Raw genomic sequence first — 17,011 nt, forward strand, 5'->3', positions numbered from 1 at the left:
GTCGGATCAGCGCCATTCCGGCGTGACGATCTCCACCTCTTCCGCCACGAGCTCGAAGTCTTTTGCGTTGAAGGTGAGGAGCTTCGCTCCCAGCGCTCGAGCATGCCCGGCCAGCATGATGTCTGTGCTCCGCGCGTGGGCTGGGCGTTGCTTCACGACGCTCGCGGCGAGGTGCGCGTAGGACTCCGCCGCGGCCGTGTCGAACGGCAGCCAGGCGGAGGAGAAGATGCTGCGGAGCTGAGCGACGTCGCCCTGACGCATCCGGCGCGTGTCGGCGTCGGTCGCACGTTCGATGCCGAAGCATAGCTCGGCGTAGGAAAGCGCGCTGACGACGACCCGGTCCTCGGGAAGGCGCACCTGCCTGATGCGGATCAGGACATTCGTGTCAAGCAGGAGCATCGTCTTCCCAGGGGTCTCGGATGCTCTCGTCGCACAGAGGGTCTCGTCGCTCGGCCCGCCGCTCGATCGCCCACTCCTCGCGGATTCTCTCCTCTTCGGATGTCTCCGGGTTCGCCTCGACCCATGCCACGACATCGCTTGCGGGAAGTGACCACCGGTGGACTCGCGCCACCTGTTCCGCGAGCACGGCTTCCAATGCGCTCGGAGCCTCCTGGGCTACGCGCGTGAGGAGATCGCGCACCTCGGCCTCCATCGAACGAGAGTTGCGTCGCGCGCGCTCCTTCAGTGCGACGACGATATCGTCACTGAGATTCCGGATGGTCACAGTTGCCATGGCGTCCTCCTGATAGCAGAACGCTAGCACCGCGCAGGCGGCATATCAGGATGGAGTCGGGGCCACGATCGCCGCACTGTCGGGGGGCAGGGTCAGAGTCCCACCGTCGCGTGTGAGTGCCGCGGTCGAGAGCAGCACGTCCGCTTCCGGTTCCACGTCGAAAGAGGTCGACTGCGCCGAGAGGTTCACCAGCACCGACAGGCCCCCGCGGCGGAAGCGATACACCCGCCGTTCGGGGCTTCCGTCCGTGTCGCGGACCTCGGCGGTGGTGTGCGCCGCAACCGGATCGGTGAGTTCGGGTCGCTCCCGCCGCAGTCGGGCGAGGTCGCGGTACAGCGCCAGCAGCCGGGCATGGCCTGGTGCGCCGACCTCCTCCCAGTCGAGGTGCGACCGCGCGAAGGTGTCCGGGTCCTGCGGGTCGGGCACGGCATCCCGGTCCCACCCCATGCGGGCGAACTCCGCGGCCCGCCCCTCGGCGACGGCGCGACCGAGCTCCGGTTCCGGGTGTGACGTGAAGAACTGCCAGGGCGTGGAGGCGCCCCACTCCTCCCCCATGAAGAGCATCGGAGTGCCGGGTGCCGTCAGGGTCAGGACCGCGGCGACGGCCAGCCGGTCGGGGGAGAGGGAGGCCGAGAGCCGGTCGCCGGCGGCACGGTTGCCGACCTGGTCGTGGTCCTGCGCGAAGGTGACGAGACGCCAGGTCGGCACCTCCGCCGGGATCGGCGCTCCGTGCGCGCGTCCGCGGAACGAGGAGAACGTCCCATCATGGAAGAACCCGCGCTCCGTGACCTTGCTCAGGGCGTCCTCCGCGGCGAAGTCCGAGTAATAGCCGCTCGTCTCTCCGGTGAGGGCGACGTGGACGGCGTGATGCCAGTCGTCCGACCACTGCGCGGTGAGCCCGTATCCTCCGGCCTCGCGCGGGAGGATGAGCGTCGGATCGTTCAGGTCCGACTCCGCGATGAGAGTGAGGGGCCGGTCCTGCTGGGCGGCCAGTGCATCGACGCGCTCGGCGAGCTCCTCCAGGATGTGCGGCGGTCGCCGGTCGTGCAGCGCGTGCACGGCATCCAGGCGCAGTCCGTCGACGTGGAAGTCGCGCAGCCACAGCAGGGCGTTGTCGAGGATGTACTCCCGCACGGCGGGCTCGTCGAGGTTGACGGAATCACCCCAGGTGGTGCTCTCGCCCTCACGCAGGTAGGGGCCGAACGACGGCAGGTGGTTGCCGCTCGGCCCGAAGTGGTTGTAGACGACGTCCTGCACGACGGCCAGTCCCCGCGCGTGGGCGGCGTCGACGAAGCGCTGATACGCCTCCGGACCGCCGTACGGCTCGTGCACCGCGTACCAGAGCACCCCGTCATAGCCCCAGTTCCAGGGTCCGTTGAAGGCATTGACCGGAAGGAGCTCCACGTGGGTCACACCCAGGGCGGCCAGATGGTCGAGGCGGGTGACGGCCGCGTCGAGCGTTCCCTCGGGGGTGAACGTGCCGAGGTGCAGCTCGTAGATCAGGCCGCCGGCGAGCGGACGTCCGGTCCAGGTCGCGTCCGTCCAGGCGAAGAGCCCGGGGTCGAACGCCGCGGAGGCTTCATGCACGCCGTCGGGCTGGCGGCGCGATCGTGGGTCTGGACGCAGCTGCGGGTCGTCGTCGAGGAGGAATCCGTAGCGCTCGCCCTGGCCGAGGACGACGTCCGCGCGCCACCATCCTTCCGCCGCGCGCTCCAGCTCCGTCTCGCTCGCTGTGCCGTCGCCCGCGATCCGGCGCAGTCGCACCCGCCCGGCGCGGGGCGCCCACACCTCGATCGGCGGGATGCCCCCGGTCATCGAGCCAGCTCGATCAGCGCCACCGGATACGTGTCCAGCAGCTCGGCGAGCCGGACCGGACCCGGAGCGATCCGACGACCGGTGAGCAGATCCGTCCCGGGGATGTCGGGGCGCATCATCACGGTGTCGCCCCATCCGCCCGTGCGGGCCAATCCGACCGGGAGTCGCGTCGCCACCGACGTCACCCCTCCGCGATGGGCGGCGACGGCGTGATCGGCGGCGGCTCCCTCGATGACGGCGGGGCGGTAGAAGCGGAACAGCTCGGGGTTCTCGCGGCGCACCCGCAGTGCTCTCGACGTGACGAGCAGCTTCGCACGCCCGGAGTCGTCGATCGGCGGCAGGACGCCTCGCGCCACGTCGGCGTCGAGCTCGCGCAGCATCTGCGACCGGAGGCGGAAGTCGACGGGGCGGCGGTTGTCCGGATCGACGAGGGAGAGGTCCCACAGCTCGCTGCCCTGGTACACGTCCGGCACTCCGGGCGCGGTCAGCTGCACCAGTTTGGCGGACAGGGAGTTGGAGCGACCGGCATCCTGGATCTCGGCCACGAAGCGGTCGAGGATCGGTGCGGCATCGCCCTCGACGGCTCGCGCGATGGCCGCGAGACCCTCCTCGAAGCGGGCGTCCGGATGCTGCCAGGTCGTGCCCTCCGCCGCTTCCCGCGCGGCCTTCGTGGCGTACGCGAGGAGACGGTCCGACGGGATCGGCCACGCCCCGATCGCAGCCTGCCAGAGCAGAGCGTCGAGCGGACCATGCCCGGTGGTCGCGATCTCCCGCAGCCCGTCCAGCACCTCGGCCCAGCGATCGGGGATCTCGGCGAGCACCGCCAGTCGGGCCCGGACGTCTTCGGAACGCTTGGTGTCGTGCGTCGAGAGCGTCGTCATCGAATGGGGCCACGCGGCGAGCCTGGCATGCTGCGCGCGGTGGAATTCCTCGACGCTCACGGCGGAGATGGAGGGGTCGGCGCCGACCTCGGTGAGCGTTCCGAGCCGGGTGAACCGGTAGAACGCGGTGTCCTCGACGCCCTTCGCCATCACCGCCCCGCTCACCTGCGGGAAGCGCTGGGTGACCTCGAGACGCGGATCGAACAGCAGCGGCTCCAGCTCGGCGAACGCGGTCGCCAGGTCGGGGCGACGCCGGCGCGCTTCCGTGAACGCGGAGCGCAGGTGCTCGCGACCCTCGGGCAGATACGAGCGGTAGACGGGGAAGCACGCCAGCAGCTCGGCCAGCGCGTCATCGGCGTCCACGATGCCGTGCGGGAGGGTGCGGACCAGCCTGCGCACCTCGGCCCGCAACAGGCCGTCCGCGATCATCCGCTTCGTGTCGTGGATCAGGTCGTGCCATGACGGAGCGGCAGGCAGGCCGGTCTCGGCGCGCAGCCGCTCGTCGAGACGGTCGAGCTGCCCGACACCGCTGCCGTCCACGAAGAGGCGGTCGATCTCAGCGAGGGCGTCGTACCCGGTCGTGCCGTCCGTACGCCACCATGCGGGCAGGGCCTCGCCGGGCTCCAGGATCTTCTCGACCAGCGTGTACGCCCGACCCGTGGCGTCCGCCAGCCGCTCCAGGTAGGCGCCGGGGTCGACCAGCCCGTCGGGGTGATCCACCCGGAGACCGTCGGCGAGACCCTCGCGGATCCATCGGATGATCTCCCGGTGCGACTCGGCGAAGACATCCGGCAGCTCCACCCGGATGCCGGCGAGCTCGGACACCGCGAAGAACCGGCGGTAGGTGAGGTCGGTGTTCTGGTCCTCCCAGAACCGCAGCTCGTAGTGCTGAGCCGCCAGCAGGGCGGGCAGGTCGTCGGCGAGGTGCGCGGTACCCGGAGCGAGGGGCAGCACATGGTCGAAGTACGTCAGCACGCCGTCCGGAGCATCGGGTGCCGCGGTCGTGTCGACCGTGAGCTCACCGTTCGCGATGGCCTCCGCCGGCGCCGAACCGAGGATCGGCAGGGGCAGGCGCCCTCCACCGGCGGCCCAGTCGATGTCGAAGGCGGCGGCACGGCGGGTCTGTCGGCCCAGCCGCAGCACGTCCCACCACCACGCGTTCTGTCGCGGCACGGCGACGCCGACATGGTTCGGCACGATGTCGGCCAGGATGCCGAGCCCTGCGGCGCGGGCGGCCGCGACGAAGCGCTCCAGGCCCTCCTCGCCGCCGCGGTCGGGGTCGATGCGTCCGTGATCGACGACGTCGTAGCCGTGGTTCGAGCCGCGGACGGCCGCGAGCAGCGGGGAGAGGTACGCCCACGAGACGCCGAGTTCCGCGAGGTACGCCGTGACCTCCGCTGCCGCGTCGAGCGGGAAGTCCTCGGTGATCTGCAGTCGGTAGGTGGAGAGCGGGCGGGCGGTCACGACGCCGCCTGCCCGGTCTGGGCGCGGAGCGAGGCGTCGACCGAGTCGTCGGTCTCGACCGGCATTCCGTCGATCTCCTGGAGCACGAGGGTCGCCCTGCCGTCCAGCGGCACGCTCGCACCCGGCGCCAGCGGCCGTTCGTGGGCGAGCTCTCCGGTCGTGTCGACCGCGATCCGCCACTGCGCGCCGTGGCGCTCATCGGGGATGACGAGGTCGACCGGTTCGTCGCCGCTGTTGAAGTAGACGAGGAAGTTCACGTCGGTGACCGGCCGCCCCCGCGAATCGTTCTCGCGGATGCCCTGCCCGTTGAGGAACATCCCGATCGACCGCCCGAAGCCCGAATCCCAATCCTCCGGCGCCATCGGACCGCCGTCCGGACGCAGCCACAGCACGTCCGGGATCCTGTCGTCGTCGGCATGCCCGGGGCGGCCGTCGAAGAACCGGCTGCGGCGGAACGTCGGATGCTCTCTGCGCAGACGGGAGACGGCCGCCGTGAACTCGACCAGCGGCAGGTCCGCCGACTCCCAGTCGATCCAGGTGATCTCGTTGTCCTGCGCATAGCCGTTGTTGTTGCCGTGCTGCGTGCGCCCGAGCTCATCGCCGTGAGAGAGCATCGGCACGCCCTGGGACAGCAGGAGGGTGGTCAGGAAGTTGCGCTGCTGCCGCGCCCGCCGCCGGTTGATCTCGACGTCGTCGGTCGGTCCCTCCGCGCCCAGGTTGTCGGAGCGGTTGTGCGATTCGCCGTCGTTGTTGTCCTCGCCGTTGGCCTCGTTGTGCTTCTCGTTGTACGAGACGAGGTCCCGCAGGGTGAAGCCGTCGTGCGCAGTGACGAAGTTGATCGACGCGACGGGCCGGCGCCCGGAGTGCTCGTACAGGTCGGCCGAGCCGGTGAGGCGGGAGGCGAACTCGCCGAGCGCCTGCGGCTCGCCGCGCCAGAAGTCGCGCACCGTGTCACGGTACTTGCCGTTCCACTCCGACCACTGCGGCGGGAAGTTGCCCACCTGGTAGCCGCCGGGCCCGACGTCCCACGGCTCGGCGATGAGCTTCACCTGCGAGACCACCGGGTCCTGCTGCACGAGCTCGAAGAACGCGGCGAGGCGGTCGACGTCGTAGAACTCGCGCGCCAGGGTGGAGGCGAGATCGAAGCGGAAGCCGTCGACGTGCATCTCCGTCACCCAGTAGCGCAGCGAGTCCATCAGCAGCTGCAGGGCGTGCGGGTTCCCGGCGTTCAAACTGTTGCCCGTGCCGGTGTAGTCCGTGTAGTACCGCTTGTCCTCCTCCAGCCGGTAGTACGCCTCGTTGTCGATGCCGCGCATCGAGAGGGTCGGGCCGAGGTGATTGCCCTCCGCCGTGTGGTTGTACACCACGTCGAGGATGACCTCGATCCCGGCCTCGTGCAGGGTGCGGACCATCGCGCGGAACTCCTGCACCTGCTGGCCGTGCTCTCCGGTGGCGGAGTAGGCGTTGTGCGGGGCGAAGAAGCCGAGCGTGTTGTAGCCCCAGTAGTTGGACAGGCCCTTGTCCTGCAGGACCGAGTCGTTGACGAACTGGTGCACCGGCATGAGCTCGAGGGCGGTGATGCCGAGGCGCTGGAGGTGCTCGACGACGGCCGGGTGGGCGATGCCGGCGTAGGTGCCGCGCAGCTCCTCGGGGATGTCGGGGTGCCGCTCCGTGAGTCCCTTCACATGGGCTTCGTAGATCACGGTCTCGGCGTACGGCGTCTTGAGCGGGCGGTCGCCCGCCCACTCGAAGAACGGGTTGATGACGACGCTCTTCGCCATCGCGGCCGCGGAGTCGTCGTCGTTGCGGGAGTCCGGATCACCGAAGTCGTAGCCGAAGAGGGACTGCCCCCAGTCGATCTCGCCGGCGACGGCCTTGGCGTAGGGGTCCAGGAGCAGCTTGTTCGCGTTGAAGCGCTGTCCCTGCGTCGGGTCATAGGGACCGTGCACACGGTAGCCGTAGAGCTGTCCCGGCTGCACCGTCGGGAGGTAGCCGTGCCAGACGAAGGCGTCGACCTCGGTCAGCGGCACGCGCGTCTCGGCGCCGTTGTCATCGAAGAGGCAGAGCTCGACGCGCTCGGCACCCTCGCTGAAGAGGGCGAAGTTGGTGCCCTGACCGTCGAAGGTCGCTCCGAGCGGGTAGGCGGTTCCCGGCCAGATCTCGCCGCTCATCCGGCGAGGGCGTGGTTGCGGGAGCCGGTGGCCATGGCACTGACGATACCCACAGCGCGGTCGAAATCGTAGACCTGCGCGATTTCGACGGCACGCGGGTAGGGGTGGCCCAGGTAGCAGACGAACAGCGGCGGCACGACGTCGACGTATCCGACGGGGACGTCATGGTTCACGACGTAGCGATCGAAGCCGACGCGCTCGCAGGCGATCTCGACGGCGGGTCGTTCTGCCGTCGTCTCGGTGTGCTGCGAGGAGCCAGTGGGGATGGGGACTCGGACGTTCATGGCGTCTCCTGACTCGGGGGATGACCTCACGATAGGAAAGGACACCGGATCCGGAAACGGCATTGCCAGGGCGGCGCGGAGAGGGTATGGATGCTCGTCCGCGCCGCCGTGCGATCACGTCGCGGCGCGGCGGCGCTGCAGCTCCGTGACCACGACGCCGGACCCGTAGGCCACGGTCTCGACCGCGTCGAAGCGCTCCGGGCGGTACGGCCGGTCGCCGAACAGGGGGATGCCCGCGCCGAAGAGCAGCGGCTGCCGCTTGAGCACCAGGCGGTCGATCTCGTCGGCGAGGACCGCGGCGAGAGCGCCCCCTCCGCACAACCAGATCCCCGCGCCCTCCTCCTGCTTCAGGCGCCGGACGACGGAGACGGGATCCTCGGCGGTGACCTCGAGGTTCTCGGCGTCGGCGGTCCTGGTGCGGCTGAACACGATCTGCCTGAGGTGCCGATACGGGCTGTCCAGGCCGCCCACCGTGTAGGTGTTCCATCCCATCAGCACCGTGTCGAACACCTCGCGACGCTGATCGATGCCGAGAGCTTCGGCCGCGACGGTCGGGAGGGTGTCGGCGAAGCGGGCGTTGATCCCCTCCATGTGGTCGCCTTCGACGAGGAAGGCGTCGAACTCGCCGTCCGGGCCGGCGATGAAGCCGTCGAGGGTGACGGCGGCGTAGTACACGAGCTCTCGCATGATTCTCCAATCACTACAGCTGTCGCGGTTGACTGTACAACAGCTGTAGTGATTGCGCTAGTGTCATCCCATGGTCAAGAACGAGGCGCGCCGCCGGACGATCGCGGATGCCGGACTCGCGGTCCTCGCCCGCGATGGATCGCGCGGCCTGACGCATCGGGCGATCGACGCCCTCGCGGAGGTGCCGACCGGCACGACGTCGAATTACTTCCGCACGCGGGATGCGCTCATCGAGGGACTCGTCGACCGCATCGGCGAACGCCTCGCACCCCCTCCTGAGGATCTCCGCCGCCGTGCGGCCGGCACGCCCGGTCCCGCTCTCTTCGCCGACTACGTGCGCGACATCGTCCGTCGCCTCTCCGCCGACCGGGACGTGACGCTCGCCCTGTTCGAACTGCGGCTGGAGAGTGCACGGCGCCCCGAGGTGGCCGCCGTCCTCGGGGCGTGGCAGCGCGCGGGCTTCGACGCCGACGTGGCGTTCAACAGCGCCGCGGGACTCCCGGGTGGCCGGCGAGAGATCGCCCTGTTCCACTACGCGATCGACGGCCTGCTCCTGGACCGGTTGACGACACCGATCGATCCGGACACGGACACTGACGCCGTGATCGACGACCTGGTGGCCGGACTCCTGCGCTGACGCGTCCGTGCTCGGGAGAACGCTGTTCCCCCGGCGGCGGCGTGCTCGTACACTGAGGGCACGCTCCACCGCTGATGATCGGAGAACGCGTGTCCGGGTCCTGGCGCGATTCCCGGGAGGCCCTGCCGACGGCCTCGCGACTGCTGGTCGAGCGTGCGCACGAGGAGCTGATCGCCGGCAATCTCGACGACCGCCGGCTGCAGCAGGTGCGGCCGCTCGTGCGCGCCTCGTGGGAGCGGTCCTGGCGCGGGCGGGTCGGGCCGGAGGGGCTGCCTCCGCTCGACCTGCACACCGCGGAGCTGGAGGCATACCGCCTCGCGCATCCGCTCGCCTCGGCCATGGACATGATCCGCGCGCTGCTCCTGCCCGGCGCCTCCGAGGACGCCGGAGTGATCATCGCGGTCGGCGACCAGGCCGGACGCCTGCTGTGGATCGAAGGGGACAGTCAGCTGCGCTCCCTGACCGATGGCATGGGCTTCGTGGCGGGAGCCAACTGGTCGGAGGAGGCGGTCGGCACGAGTGCGCCGGGGACGGCGTTGGCACTCGGGGAGTCGGTGCAGATCCGCGGCGCCGAGCACTACAACCGTCTCGTGCACCCGTGGTCGTGCTCGGCGGCGCCCGTGCGTGATCCGGAGACCCAGCGTGTCCTCGGGGTCATCGACATCACCGGCGGCACCGAGGTCGTCAGTCCCCAGGCGCGCCTGCTCATCGATGCGACCGCGCGGGCGGTGGAGTCGGAGCTGCTGGTGGCGCGGCTCCGCGCACGCGCCGAGGCGCCGCGCAGCGACCCCGCACCCGGACGGACGCGGACCACGCCGACGGCGAGGGCGCGACTGCACGTGCTCGGACGCGACCGCGCACGGCTGGAGACCGAATCCGCGCACGGCGAGTCCGTCATCGAGCTCAGCGCGCGGCACGCGGCGATCCTGCTCATGCTCGCGGTGCACCGCCAGGGCCTGTCGGCCGAGCGGCTGTGCGAGCTGGTCTACGGACCCGGTGTGTCGCCGGACACGCTGCGCCCCGAGATGGTGCGGCTGCGCAAGGTGCTCGAGCGCACGACGCCCGACCTGGTGCCCGAATCCCGTCCCTACCGACTGCCCCTCCCGCTGGAGACCGACGCACACGACCTGCTGTCGCTGCTCGACCGCGGGGCCCATCGGGTCGCGCTCACCGCCTACCGCGGGCCGGTGCTGCCCGAGTCGGCCTCACCCGGAGTGGAGGAGTTCCGCGAGTCGGTGCGCGCCGCGCTGCGCGAGGTGATGCTGTCGGAGGCCAGCCTCGATGTTCTCCTCGCCTATGCGGACATCCCGGAGGGCCAGGGCGATGTCGAAGCACTGCGGCTCGCCCTCGAGATGCTCCCCGCACGGTCGCCGAAGCGCGCGGGGCTGGTCGCCCGGATCGAGCGTCTGGAGAGCGAGTGAGCCTGGCGCCGTCTCGAGGAGGCCGTGTCGGAGGGGGCGGGTAGCGTCCTGGCATGACCGAGATCCGTCCGTTCCGGCTCCACGTCCCCGACAGCGTCCTCGCCGACCTGCGCGACCGTCTGCGACGGGCGAGGATCCTCGACGACTCGCCGCGCCGCATGCCCTCCGGCATGAATGCGGTCTGGCTGCGTGCGCTCGTCGGCACATGGGCGGAGTGGGACTGGCGGGCGCGCGAGGAATGGCTGGCGCAGTTCCCGCAGTTCCTCGCCGATGTCGACGGCACCGACATCCATTTCGCCCACCTGCGCTCGCGGCGGGCCGATGCGCCGGCGCTGCTGATCATGCACGGCTGGCCGCACACGTTCGCGCTGCAGCTCGACGCCGCAGCGCTCCTCACCGACTTCCATGTCGTCGTGGCCAGCCTGCCCGGGTTCGCGTTCTCCGCCCCGTACGCCGACGGTCCGGCCGACGAGCGACGATTCGCGGCGACGATGCACCGGCTGATGACAGACGTGCTCGGCTACGTGTCGTACCTCACGTACGGCGAAGATGTCTCGGCCAACGTGAGCGACCTCATCGCCGGAACCCATCCCGAGCAGGTCGCCGGCATCGTCGCCACCCACGCACATTTCGGCACGCCCGAGGAGCGGGCGGCAAGCGACGATCCCGAGGTGCGCGCGTTCTTCGCGCGTCTCGACGCCGAGCACGGACCGAACGGCTCCTACGGCCATGTGCAGTGGGCGCGTCCCGACACGCTGGCCGTCGCTCTCAACGACTCGCCGGCCGGACTCCTCGCCTGGATCGCCGAGAAGCTCTCGGAATGGGCCGACACGGCAGGCGACGATCCGGCGGCCGTGGAAGCCGTGATCTCCCGCGAGCGCATCCTGACCGAGGCGATGATCTACTGGGTCACGCAGAGCATCGCATCGTCCTTCCGCCCGTACTACGAGGGCGCGGACACCCCGGACGCCATGCCCGCCGTCACGGTGCCGGCAGCGGTCTTCGTGCAGCGGCATGAGCACGATTACCCGGAGGTGCTGGCGCGCGGCTTCTACCGCGACCTCCGGGTCTTCGAGCGGCTCGAGCAGGGCGGGCACTTCACGATCGCCGAGGTGCCGGAGGCGATGGCCGAGCGCATCCGCGCCTTCGCGGCGTCGCTCGCCTGAGGCCCGCAACTTCTCGCAACGTTGCGCATCGGGGTGCAACGTCGCGCGACCTACTTTCGAGGGAACGCCGCGGCATCGAGGCTGCGGCGCACCCGTCGAAGGAGACCCCATGACCATCGTCGAAGAAGACGTGTCGCTCGCCTACACCGCTCCGGGTCAGCCCGGGGCCCTCGCCACCTATCGGCCGCGGTACGGCCACTACATCGGCGGCGAGTTCGTCGAACCCGTGAAGGGCCAGTACTTCGAGAACATCAGTCCCGTCAACGGCAAACCCTTCACCGAGGTCGGACGCGGAACCGCCGAAGACATCGATCGAGCGGTCGATGTCGCCTGGAAGGCGTTCGCCGCCTGGGGCAAGACGAGCCCCGCCGAGCGCTCCGTGATCCTCAACCGCATCGCCGACCGGATGGAACAGCACCTCGAAGAGATCGCTGTCGCCGAGACCTGGGAGAACGGCAAGCCCGTGCGGGAGACCCTCGCCGCCGACATCCCGCTCGCGATCGACCACTTCCGCTACTTCGCCGGGGTGCTGCGCGCGCAGGAGGGCGGGATCAGCCAGCTCGACGAGAACACGGTCGCGTACCACTTCCACGAGCCGCTCGGGGTGGTCGGTCAGATCATCCCGTGGAACTTCCCGATCCTCATGGCCGTGTGGAAGCTGGCGCCGGCGCTCGCCGCAGGCAACTGCGTCGTCATCAAGCCGGCGGAGCAGACCCCCGCGTCGATCCTGTTCCTGTTCGACATCATCGGCGACCTGCTGCCTGCCGGGGTCGTGAACATCGTGAACGGCTTCGGGATCGAGGCCGGCGCCCCGCTCGCGCAGCACAAGCGGATCCGCAAGGTCGCCTTCACGGGGGAGACCACGACCGGCCGCCTCATCATGCAGTACGCCTCGCAGAACCTCATCCCCGTCACCCTGGAGCTCGGCGGCAAGAGCCCGAACGTCTTCTTCGAGGACGTCGCCCGCTCCACCGCTGATCCGTTCTACGACAAGGCGCTCGAGGGGTTCACGATGTTCGCGCTCAACCAGGGCGAGGTCTGCACCTGCCCGTCGCGCGCCCTCATCCAGCGCTCGATCTACGACGGCTTCCTGGCTGACGGACTGGAGCGCGTGAAGAAGGTCGTGCAGGGCAATCCGCTCGACCCCGCGACGATGATCGGCGCGCAGGCCTCGAACGATCAGCTGGAGAAGATCCTCAGCTACATCGACATCGGGAAGCAGGGCGGGGCACGGCTGCTCATGGGAGGGGAGCGCGCCGACCTCGGCGGCGACCTCAGCGAGGGCTTCTACGTGCAGCCGACCGTGTTCGAGGGGACCAACGACATGCGGATCTTCCAGGAGGAGATCTTCGGGCCTGTCCTCTCGGTGACGTCGTTCGACGACTTCGACGACGCGATCTCGATCGCGAACGACACCCTGTACGGCCTGGGCGCCGGTGTCTGGAGTCGCAGCGGCGACACCGCCTATCGGGCGGGTCGTGCGATCGAGGCCGGTCGAGTCTGGACCAACACGTATCACCAGTACCCGGCGCACGCCGCGTTCGGCGGGTACAAGCAGTCCGGCGTGGGTCGTGAGAACCACAAGATGATGCTCGACCACTACCAGCAGACGAAGAACCTCCTCGTCTCGTATGCGGAAGGCCCGATGGGCTTCTTCTGAAAACCCGCCCGGGTGTCGAGCGAGCAGGCCGCGGTCTCTCGCCCGACGCCCGGGCGCTCCGGAAGGGATGTCATGGCCGAGACGACCACACCCACCCGCGTCGCCGTGACGGACGCCGCGGCCGCGCTCGTCCGCGAGCTGACGGCGCAGCACGGTCCGCTCATGTTCCATCAGTCGGGCGGCTGCTGCGACGGCTCCGCGCCCATGTGCTATCCGGTCGGGATGTTCCTCACCGGCGCGGGAGACGTCCTCCTCGGAGCTCTCGACGTGGGGCTCGACGAGCCCGTTGAGGTGTTCATGTCGGTGTCGCAGTTCGAGTACTGGAAGTACACGCACCTCACGATCGACGTCGTGCCGGGGCGCGGGGCGGGGTTCAGCGTCGAGGGTCCGACGGGGATGCGGTTCCTCATCCGGTCGCGAATGCTCGGGGAGGACGAGCTGGCGGCTCTCGGCGACCGGTGAGACGGCGGTGCTAGCTTTTTCTCGTGCCGCACACCCCGTCCGTTCTCTTCGTCTGCGTCCACAATGCCGGCCGCTCGCAGATGGCCGCCGGCTTCCTCCGCGAGATCGCGGGTGATCGCATCGAGGTCCGCTCCGCCGGATCGATGCCCGCCGAGCAGATCAACCCCGTCGCCGTGGCGGCGATGGGGGAGGTGGGCATCGACATCACGGCCGAGCAGCCGAAGGTGCTCACGACCGAGGCCGTGCAGGCGTCGGACGTCGTCATCACGATGGGCTGCGGCGACGCCTGCCCGTTCTTCCCCGGCAAACGCTACGAGGACTGGGAGCTGGATGACCCGGCCGGTCAGGGGCTCGAGGCCGTCCGCCCGATCCGCGACGACATCCGCCGCCGCATCGAGACCCTCGTCTCCGAAATCCTCTAGTTGCTGTACGGCAGGCCGCCGTACACTGGAGGACATGACGACCTCCACTGCCAAGAGCGCGCGCCTGGATTTCCGCGTCACCGCCGAGCAGAAGGCGACGATCGAAGAAGCCGCGGCGATCGAAGGACGTTCGCTCACCGACTTCTCCGCCTCGACGCTCGTGGAGCGTGCGCAGGAAGTCATCCAGCGCGATCGCCGACTGCGGGTCGATGCCCTCCGATTCGATGCCTTCGTCGAGGTCATGGATCGACCGCCGCGCAGTGTCGCGGAGCTGCGCGACCTGCTGACCCGCGAGACAGTCTTCGTTGACTGAGTTCCTCACGCCGCGTCCGCTTTCGGTGGGTGATCGACTCTCCGAGTTCCGCTGCGGCGAGGAGAGTCTGGACCTCTGGCTGCGGGGGCGCGCACGGCGGAACGAGCGGACCGGCGCCTCGAGGACGATGGTCTCGGTGACGCGGGAGGGGAGGGTCGCCGGCTACTACTGCCTCTCTTCGAGTGCGGTGGACCGGGACGACGGGCCGCCTCCACTCACCGGCGGGATGCCGGCCTCCGTCCCGATCGTCCTGCTCGGCCGGCTCGCCGTCGACCAGGAGTTCGCGGGCCGGGGCCTCGGCGTCTCCCTGCTGCAGCATGCGACAGTGCGTGCGCTCGAGGCGGCAGACGCCCTCGGTGTGCGGGCCATCCTCGTCCACGCGATCAACGACGACGTCGTGGCGTTCTACGCACGCTTCGGCTTCACGGTCTTCCCGGACGCCCGCCGCACGCTGTATCTGCTGACGAAGGATGCCCGCGCGACGCTGACCCGGTAGGCGACCTCGTCTTCAGCCGACGCCGTCGAGCATCGCCTTGGCGGCCCTGGTGCGGGAGCGCAGCGCGTCGGCGAGAGCCGCGACGGCGGGGAGCCGCAGCGACTCCGGCCGCGCGACCATGTAGTACGGCAGCTTCTCGGCGAAGGTCTCCGGCAGCAGGCGCACCAGATCCGGATGCCGGTCGGCGGCGAAGCACGGCAGCAGGCCAATCCCGGCGCCCGCCCGCGTGGCCTCGACGTGGACGAAGACGTTGGTGGAGGTCAGCCCGTCCTGCATGCCGGGCACCAGGCGCCGGGGCAGGTCGAGCGCGTCGACCTGGAGCATCGAGTCGACGAAGTACACGAGACGGTGCCGTTCCAGCTCTTCCCGCGACCGCGGTGTACCCGTGCGCTCGAGATAGTCCTGCGAGGCGTACATGCCGAGCGTGTAGGTGCCGAGCTTCACGGCGTGCGCCCGTCGGGTCTGGGGTGCGCCCACGACCACCTCCAGATCCAGTCCGGCGCGGTGCTCGGCCGCTCTCCGCGTCGCGGCGACGATCTCGACGGTCAGGCGAGGGTGCGCCAGACGGAGCTCGGCGATCGCGGGGGCGGCGATGTACGCGCTGAACCCATCGGTGGCGGACATCCGCACCACCCCCGCGATCGGATCGGGTGCCTCCCCGGCGCCGGGGTCGAGCTGCGACAGCGCGGCCTCGATGCGTCCGCCGGTCTCGGCGGCGGTGCGTCCGAGGTCGGTGAGCTCCCACCCGGCCGCGGACTGGGCGACCACCCGACCTCCGAGTGTGTCCTCCAGGGCGGCGATGCGTCGCGCGACGGTCGTGTGGTCGAGCCCCAGATGCGCGGCGGCGCTGGTGTAGCGGCCGGTGCGGGCCACCGCGAGCAGCACGAGCAGGTCATCGGCCCGTGGCCTCTTCGCCGCATCCATTCTGCAATTATGCACAGCGGCTGCGCGCCACTGGGCATTGCTGCAAGCGCCCGGCCTGTCGACACTGGAACGGATGTGTCACCGTCGACACCGAAGGAGAGAAATGACCGCCCCCACCCGCGCCTCCGGTCAGCCCGCCCCCGCCGCAGCCCCCCATTCGAAGCTCAAGCGCGTCGTCGCGGCCTCCATGGCCGGCACCGTCGTCGAATGGTACGAGTTCTTCCTCTACGCGACCGCCGCGAGCCTGGTCTTCGGCACGTATTTCTTCCCCGCCACGGGATCGCCGCTCGACGGCATCATCGCGGCCTTCGTCACCTACGCGATCGGGTTCATCGCCCGACCGCTGGGCGGCATCGTCTTCGGTCAGATCGGCGATCGGTTCGGCCGCAAGCCCACACTGCAGGCCACGATCATCATCGTCGGCGCAGCGACCTTCCTGATGGGCTGCCTCCCGGGCTTCCAGAGCATCGGCTACTGGGCGCCGGCGCTGCTGGTGGCGCTCCGGTTCCTCCAGGGGTTCGCCGTGGGAGGGGAGTGGGGCGGCGCGGTTCTCCTCGTCGCCGAGCAGAGCCCCGATCGCTCTCGCTCCTTCTGGTCGAGCTGGCCCCAGGCGGCTGTGCCGATCGGCAACCTCCTCGCCACGCTCGTGCTCCTCGTCAGCTCCTGGGTGATGAGCTCGGAGGCGTTCCTCGAGTGGGGCTGGCGCATCGCGTTCTGGCTCTCGGCCGTGATCGTGCTGGTCGGCTTCTACATCCGCCGTCACGTCGAGGAGGCGCCGATCTTCCTCGAGGCCAAGGCGCAGGTCGAGGCGGAGAAGGCCACGTCCTACGGCGTCGTCGAGGTGCTGCGTCGCTACCCGAAGGGCATCCTGCAGGCGATGGGCATCCGCTTCGCCGAGAACATCGTCTACTACATCGTCGTGAGCTTCACGATCGTGTACCTGAAGACCGTGCATGAATACGACACGAGTCAGCTCCTCCTCGCGCTGCTCATCGCCCACGTCGTGCACTTCGCGATCATCCCGCAGCTGGGCCGGCTCGCCGACCGCTGGGGCCGCAAGCCCGTCTACCTCACCGGCGCGATCCTCAGCGCGACCTGGGCCTTCTTCGCCTTCCCACTGTTCGACACGCTCAACCCCGTGCTGATCGTGCTGGCCGTGACGATCGGACTCTGCTTCCACGCCTTCATGTACGCTCCGCAGCCCGCGGTGATGGCAGAGCTCTTCCCGACGCGCATGCGGTACTCGGGTGTCTCGCTCGGATCTCAGGTCACGGCGATCCTCGCCGGATCCCTGGCCCCGATCCTCGCCATCCAGTGGCTGCGAGACTTCGGGTCGTGGCTCCCGATCGCGATCTACATCGTCGTGGCGTGCGGCGTGACGGCGATCGCCGTGCTGTCGCTGCGCGAGACGAAGGGCATCTCGCTGCAGGCGATCGACGACGCGGATGCGGCGCGCACGGCTGCCGTCTGAACCA

The 17,011-nt window shown here is 69.7% G+C and carries 17 protein-coding genes; 9 read left to right on the forward strand and 8 right to left on the reverse strand.

What is annotated here, in order from left to right; genetic code table 11:
• Positions 1 to 6: 6 nt before the first annotated feature.
• From F6A08_RS01425 to F6A08_RS01450, 7 genes are all read right to left on the reverse strand, one after another.
• The gene (locus F6A08_RS01425; protein WP_164479606.1) at positions 7 to 399 is read right to left on the reverse strand and encodes a type II toxin-antitoxin system VapC family toxin; all 393 of its coding nucleotides are present in this window, start codon (positions 397 to 399) and stop codon (positions 7 to 9) included.
• Positions 386 to 733, reverse strand: coding sequence for a FitA-like ribbon-helix-helix domain-containing protein (locus F6A08_RS17590; protein ID WP_017203831.1), 348 nt, complete (start codon positions 731 to 733; stop codon positions 386 to 388). The genes F6A08_RS01425 and F6A08_RS17590 overlap by 14 nt, the downstream gene beginning before the upstream one ends.
• Before the next feature lie 45 nt (positions 734 to 778).
• Complete coding sequence (treZ, locus tag F6A08_RS01430; protein WP_151458393.1) at positions 779 to 2,548, reverse strand: malto-oligosyltrehalose trehalohydrolase; 1,770 nt, start codon at positions 2,546 to 2,548, stop codon at positions 779 to 781.
• Positions 2,545 to 4,893, reverse strand: coding sequence for a malto-oligosyltrehalose synthase (gene treY, locus F6A08_RS01435; RefSeq protein WP_151458394.1), 2,349 nt, complete (start codon positions 4,891 to 4,893; stop codon positions 2,545 to 2,547). Before treY ends, treZ begins: the two co-directional genes overlap by 4 nt.
• A complete protein-coding gene (glgX, locus tag F6A08_RS01440) occupies positions 4,890 to 7,064 on the reverse strand; it encodes a glycogen debranching protein GlgX (protein ID WP_151458395.1) in 2,175 nt (724 codons plus the stop codon). The genes treY and glgX overlap by 4 nt, the downstream gene beginning before the upstream one ends.
• Positions 7,061 to 7,348 (reverse strand): hypothetical protein, encoded by a 288-nt coding sequence (locus tag F6A08_RS01445; RefSeq protein ID WP_017203827.1) that lies wholly within the window; start codon positions 7,346 to 7,348, stop codon positions 7,061 to 7,063. Before F6A08_RS01445 ends, glgX begins: the two co-directional genes overlap by 4 nt.
• Before the next feature lie 114 nt (positions 7,349 to 7,462).
• Positions 7,463 to 8,035 (reverse strand): dihydrofolate reductase family protein, encoded by a 573-nt coding sequence (locus tag F6A08_RS01450; protein WP_017203826.1) that lies wholly within the window; start codon positions 8,033 to 8,035, stop codon positions 7,463 to 7,465.
• 70 nt (positions 8,036 to 8,105) lie between these two features.
• Here F6A08_RS01450 and F6A08_RS01455 point away from each other — a divergent pair, with 70 nt between their 5' ends.
• The 8 genes from F6A08_RS01455 to F6A08_RS01490 all read left to right on the forward strand — a co-directional run bounded on the left by F6A08_RS01455 (position 8,106) and on the right by F6A08_RS01490 (position 14,612).
• Positions 8,106 to 8,672 carry a TetR/AcrR family transcriptional regulator gene (locus F6A08_RS01455; RefSeq protein WP_151458396.1) on the forward strand — a complete coding sequence of 189 codons (567 nt, stop codon included), beginning with the start codon at positions 8,106 to 8,108 and terminating at the stop codon, positions 8,670 to 8,672.
• 74 nt (positions 8,673 to 8,746) lie between these two features.
• The gene (locus tag F6A08_RS01460; protein ID WP_017203824.1) at positions 8,747 to 10,093 is read left to right on the forward strand and encodes a GAF domain-containing protein; all 1,347 of its coding nucleotides are present in this window, start codon (positions 8,747 to 8,749) and stop codon (positions 10,091 to 10,093) included.
• A 53-nt stretch (positions 10,094 to 10,146) separates the two neighbouring features.
• Positions 10,147 to 11,259: an epoxide hydrolase family protein gene (locus F6A08_RS01465; RefSeq protein WP_151458397.1), complete on the forward strand. Its 1,113-nt coding sequence runs from the start codon at positions 10,147 to 10,149 to the stop codon at positions 11,257 to 11,259.
• Between the two features lie 109 nt (positions 11,260 to 11,368).
• Positions 11,369 to 12,919, forward strand: a complete 1,551-nt coding sequence (gene exaC, locus F6A08_RS01470) for an acetaldehyde dehydrogenase ExaC (protein ID WP_151458398.1) — start codon at positions 11,369 to 11,371, stop codon at positions 12,917 to 12,919.
• A 72-nt stretch (positions 12,920 to 12,991) separates the two neighbouring features.
• Positions 12,992 to 13,381, forward strand: a complete 390-nt coding sequence (locus tag F6A08_RS01475; protein WP_151458399.1) for a DUF779 domain-containing protein — start codon at positions 12,992 to 12,994, stop codon at positions 13,379 to 13,381.
• Between the two features lie 23 nt (positions 13,382 to 13,404).
• Complete coding sequence (locus F6A08_RS01480; protein ID WP_151458400.1) at positions 13,405 to 13,803, forward strand: arsenate reductase ArsC; 399 nt, start codon at positions 13,405 to 13,407, stop codon at positions 13,801 to 13,803.
• A gap of 34 nt (positions 13,804 to 13,837) precedes the next feature.
• Positions 13,838 to 14,116: a type II toxin-antitoxin system TacA family antitoxin gene (locus F6A08_RS01485; RefSeq protein ID WP_151458401.1), complete on the forward strand. Its 279-nt coding sequence runs from the start codon at positions 13,838 to 13,840 to the stop codon at positions 14,114 to 14,116.
• Positions 14,109 to 14,612, forward strand: coding sequence for a GNAT family N-acetyltransferase (locus F6A08_RS01490; protein ID WP_192576657.1), 504 nt, complete (start codon positions 14,109 to 14,111; stop codon positions 14,610 to 14,612). The genes F6A08_RS01485 and F6A08_RS01490 overlap by 8 nt, the downstream gene beginning before the upstream one ends.
• A 12-nt stretch (positions 14,613 to 14,624) precedes the next feature.
• On the opposite strand, the gene F6A08_RS01495 is transcribed toward F6A08_RS01490, so the two are convergent.
• The gene (locus tag F6A08_RS01495) at positions 14,625 to 15,536 is read right to left on the reverse strand and encodes a LysR family transcriptional regulator (RefSeq protein ID WP_040568756.1); all 912 of its coding nucleotides are present in this window, start codon (positions 15,534 to 15,536) and stop codon (positions 14,625 to 14,627) included.
• A gap of 103 nt (positions 15,537 to 15,639) precedes the next feature.
• Between F6A08_RS01495 and F6A08_RS01500 the strand changes: the two genes are divergently transcribed.
• Positions 15,640 to 17,007, forward strand: a complete 1,368-nt coding sequence (locus F6A08_RS01500; protein ID WP_017203816.1) for an MFS transporter — start codon at positions 15,640 to 15,642, stop codon at positions 17,005 to 17,007.
• Positions 17,008 to 17,011 lie beyond the last annotated feature (4 nt).

Origin of the sequence: Microbacterium algeriense (assembly GCF_008868005.1) — a bacterium.
Lineage (GTDB): Bacteria > Actinomycetota > Actinomycetes > Actinomycetales > Microbacteriaceae > Microbacterium > Microbacterium algeriense.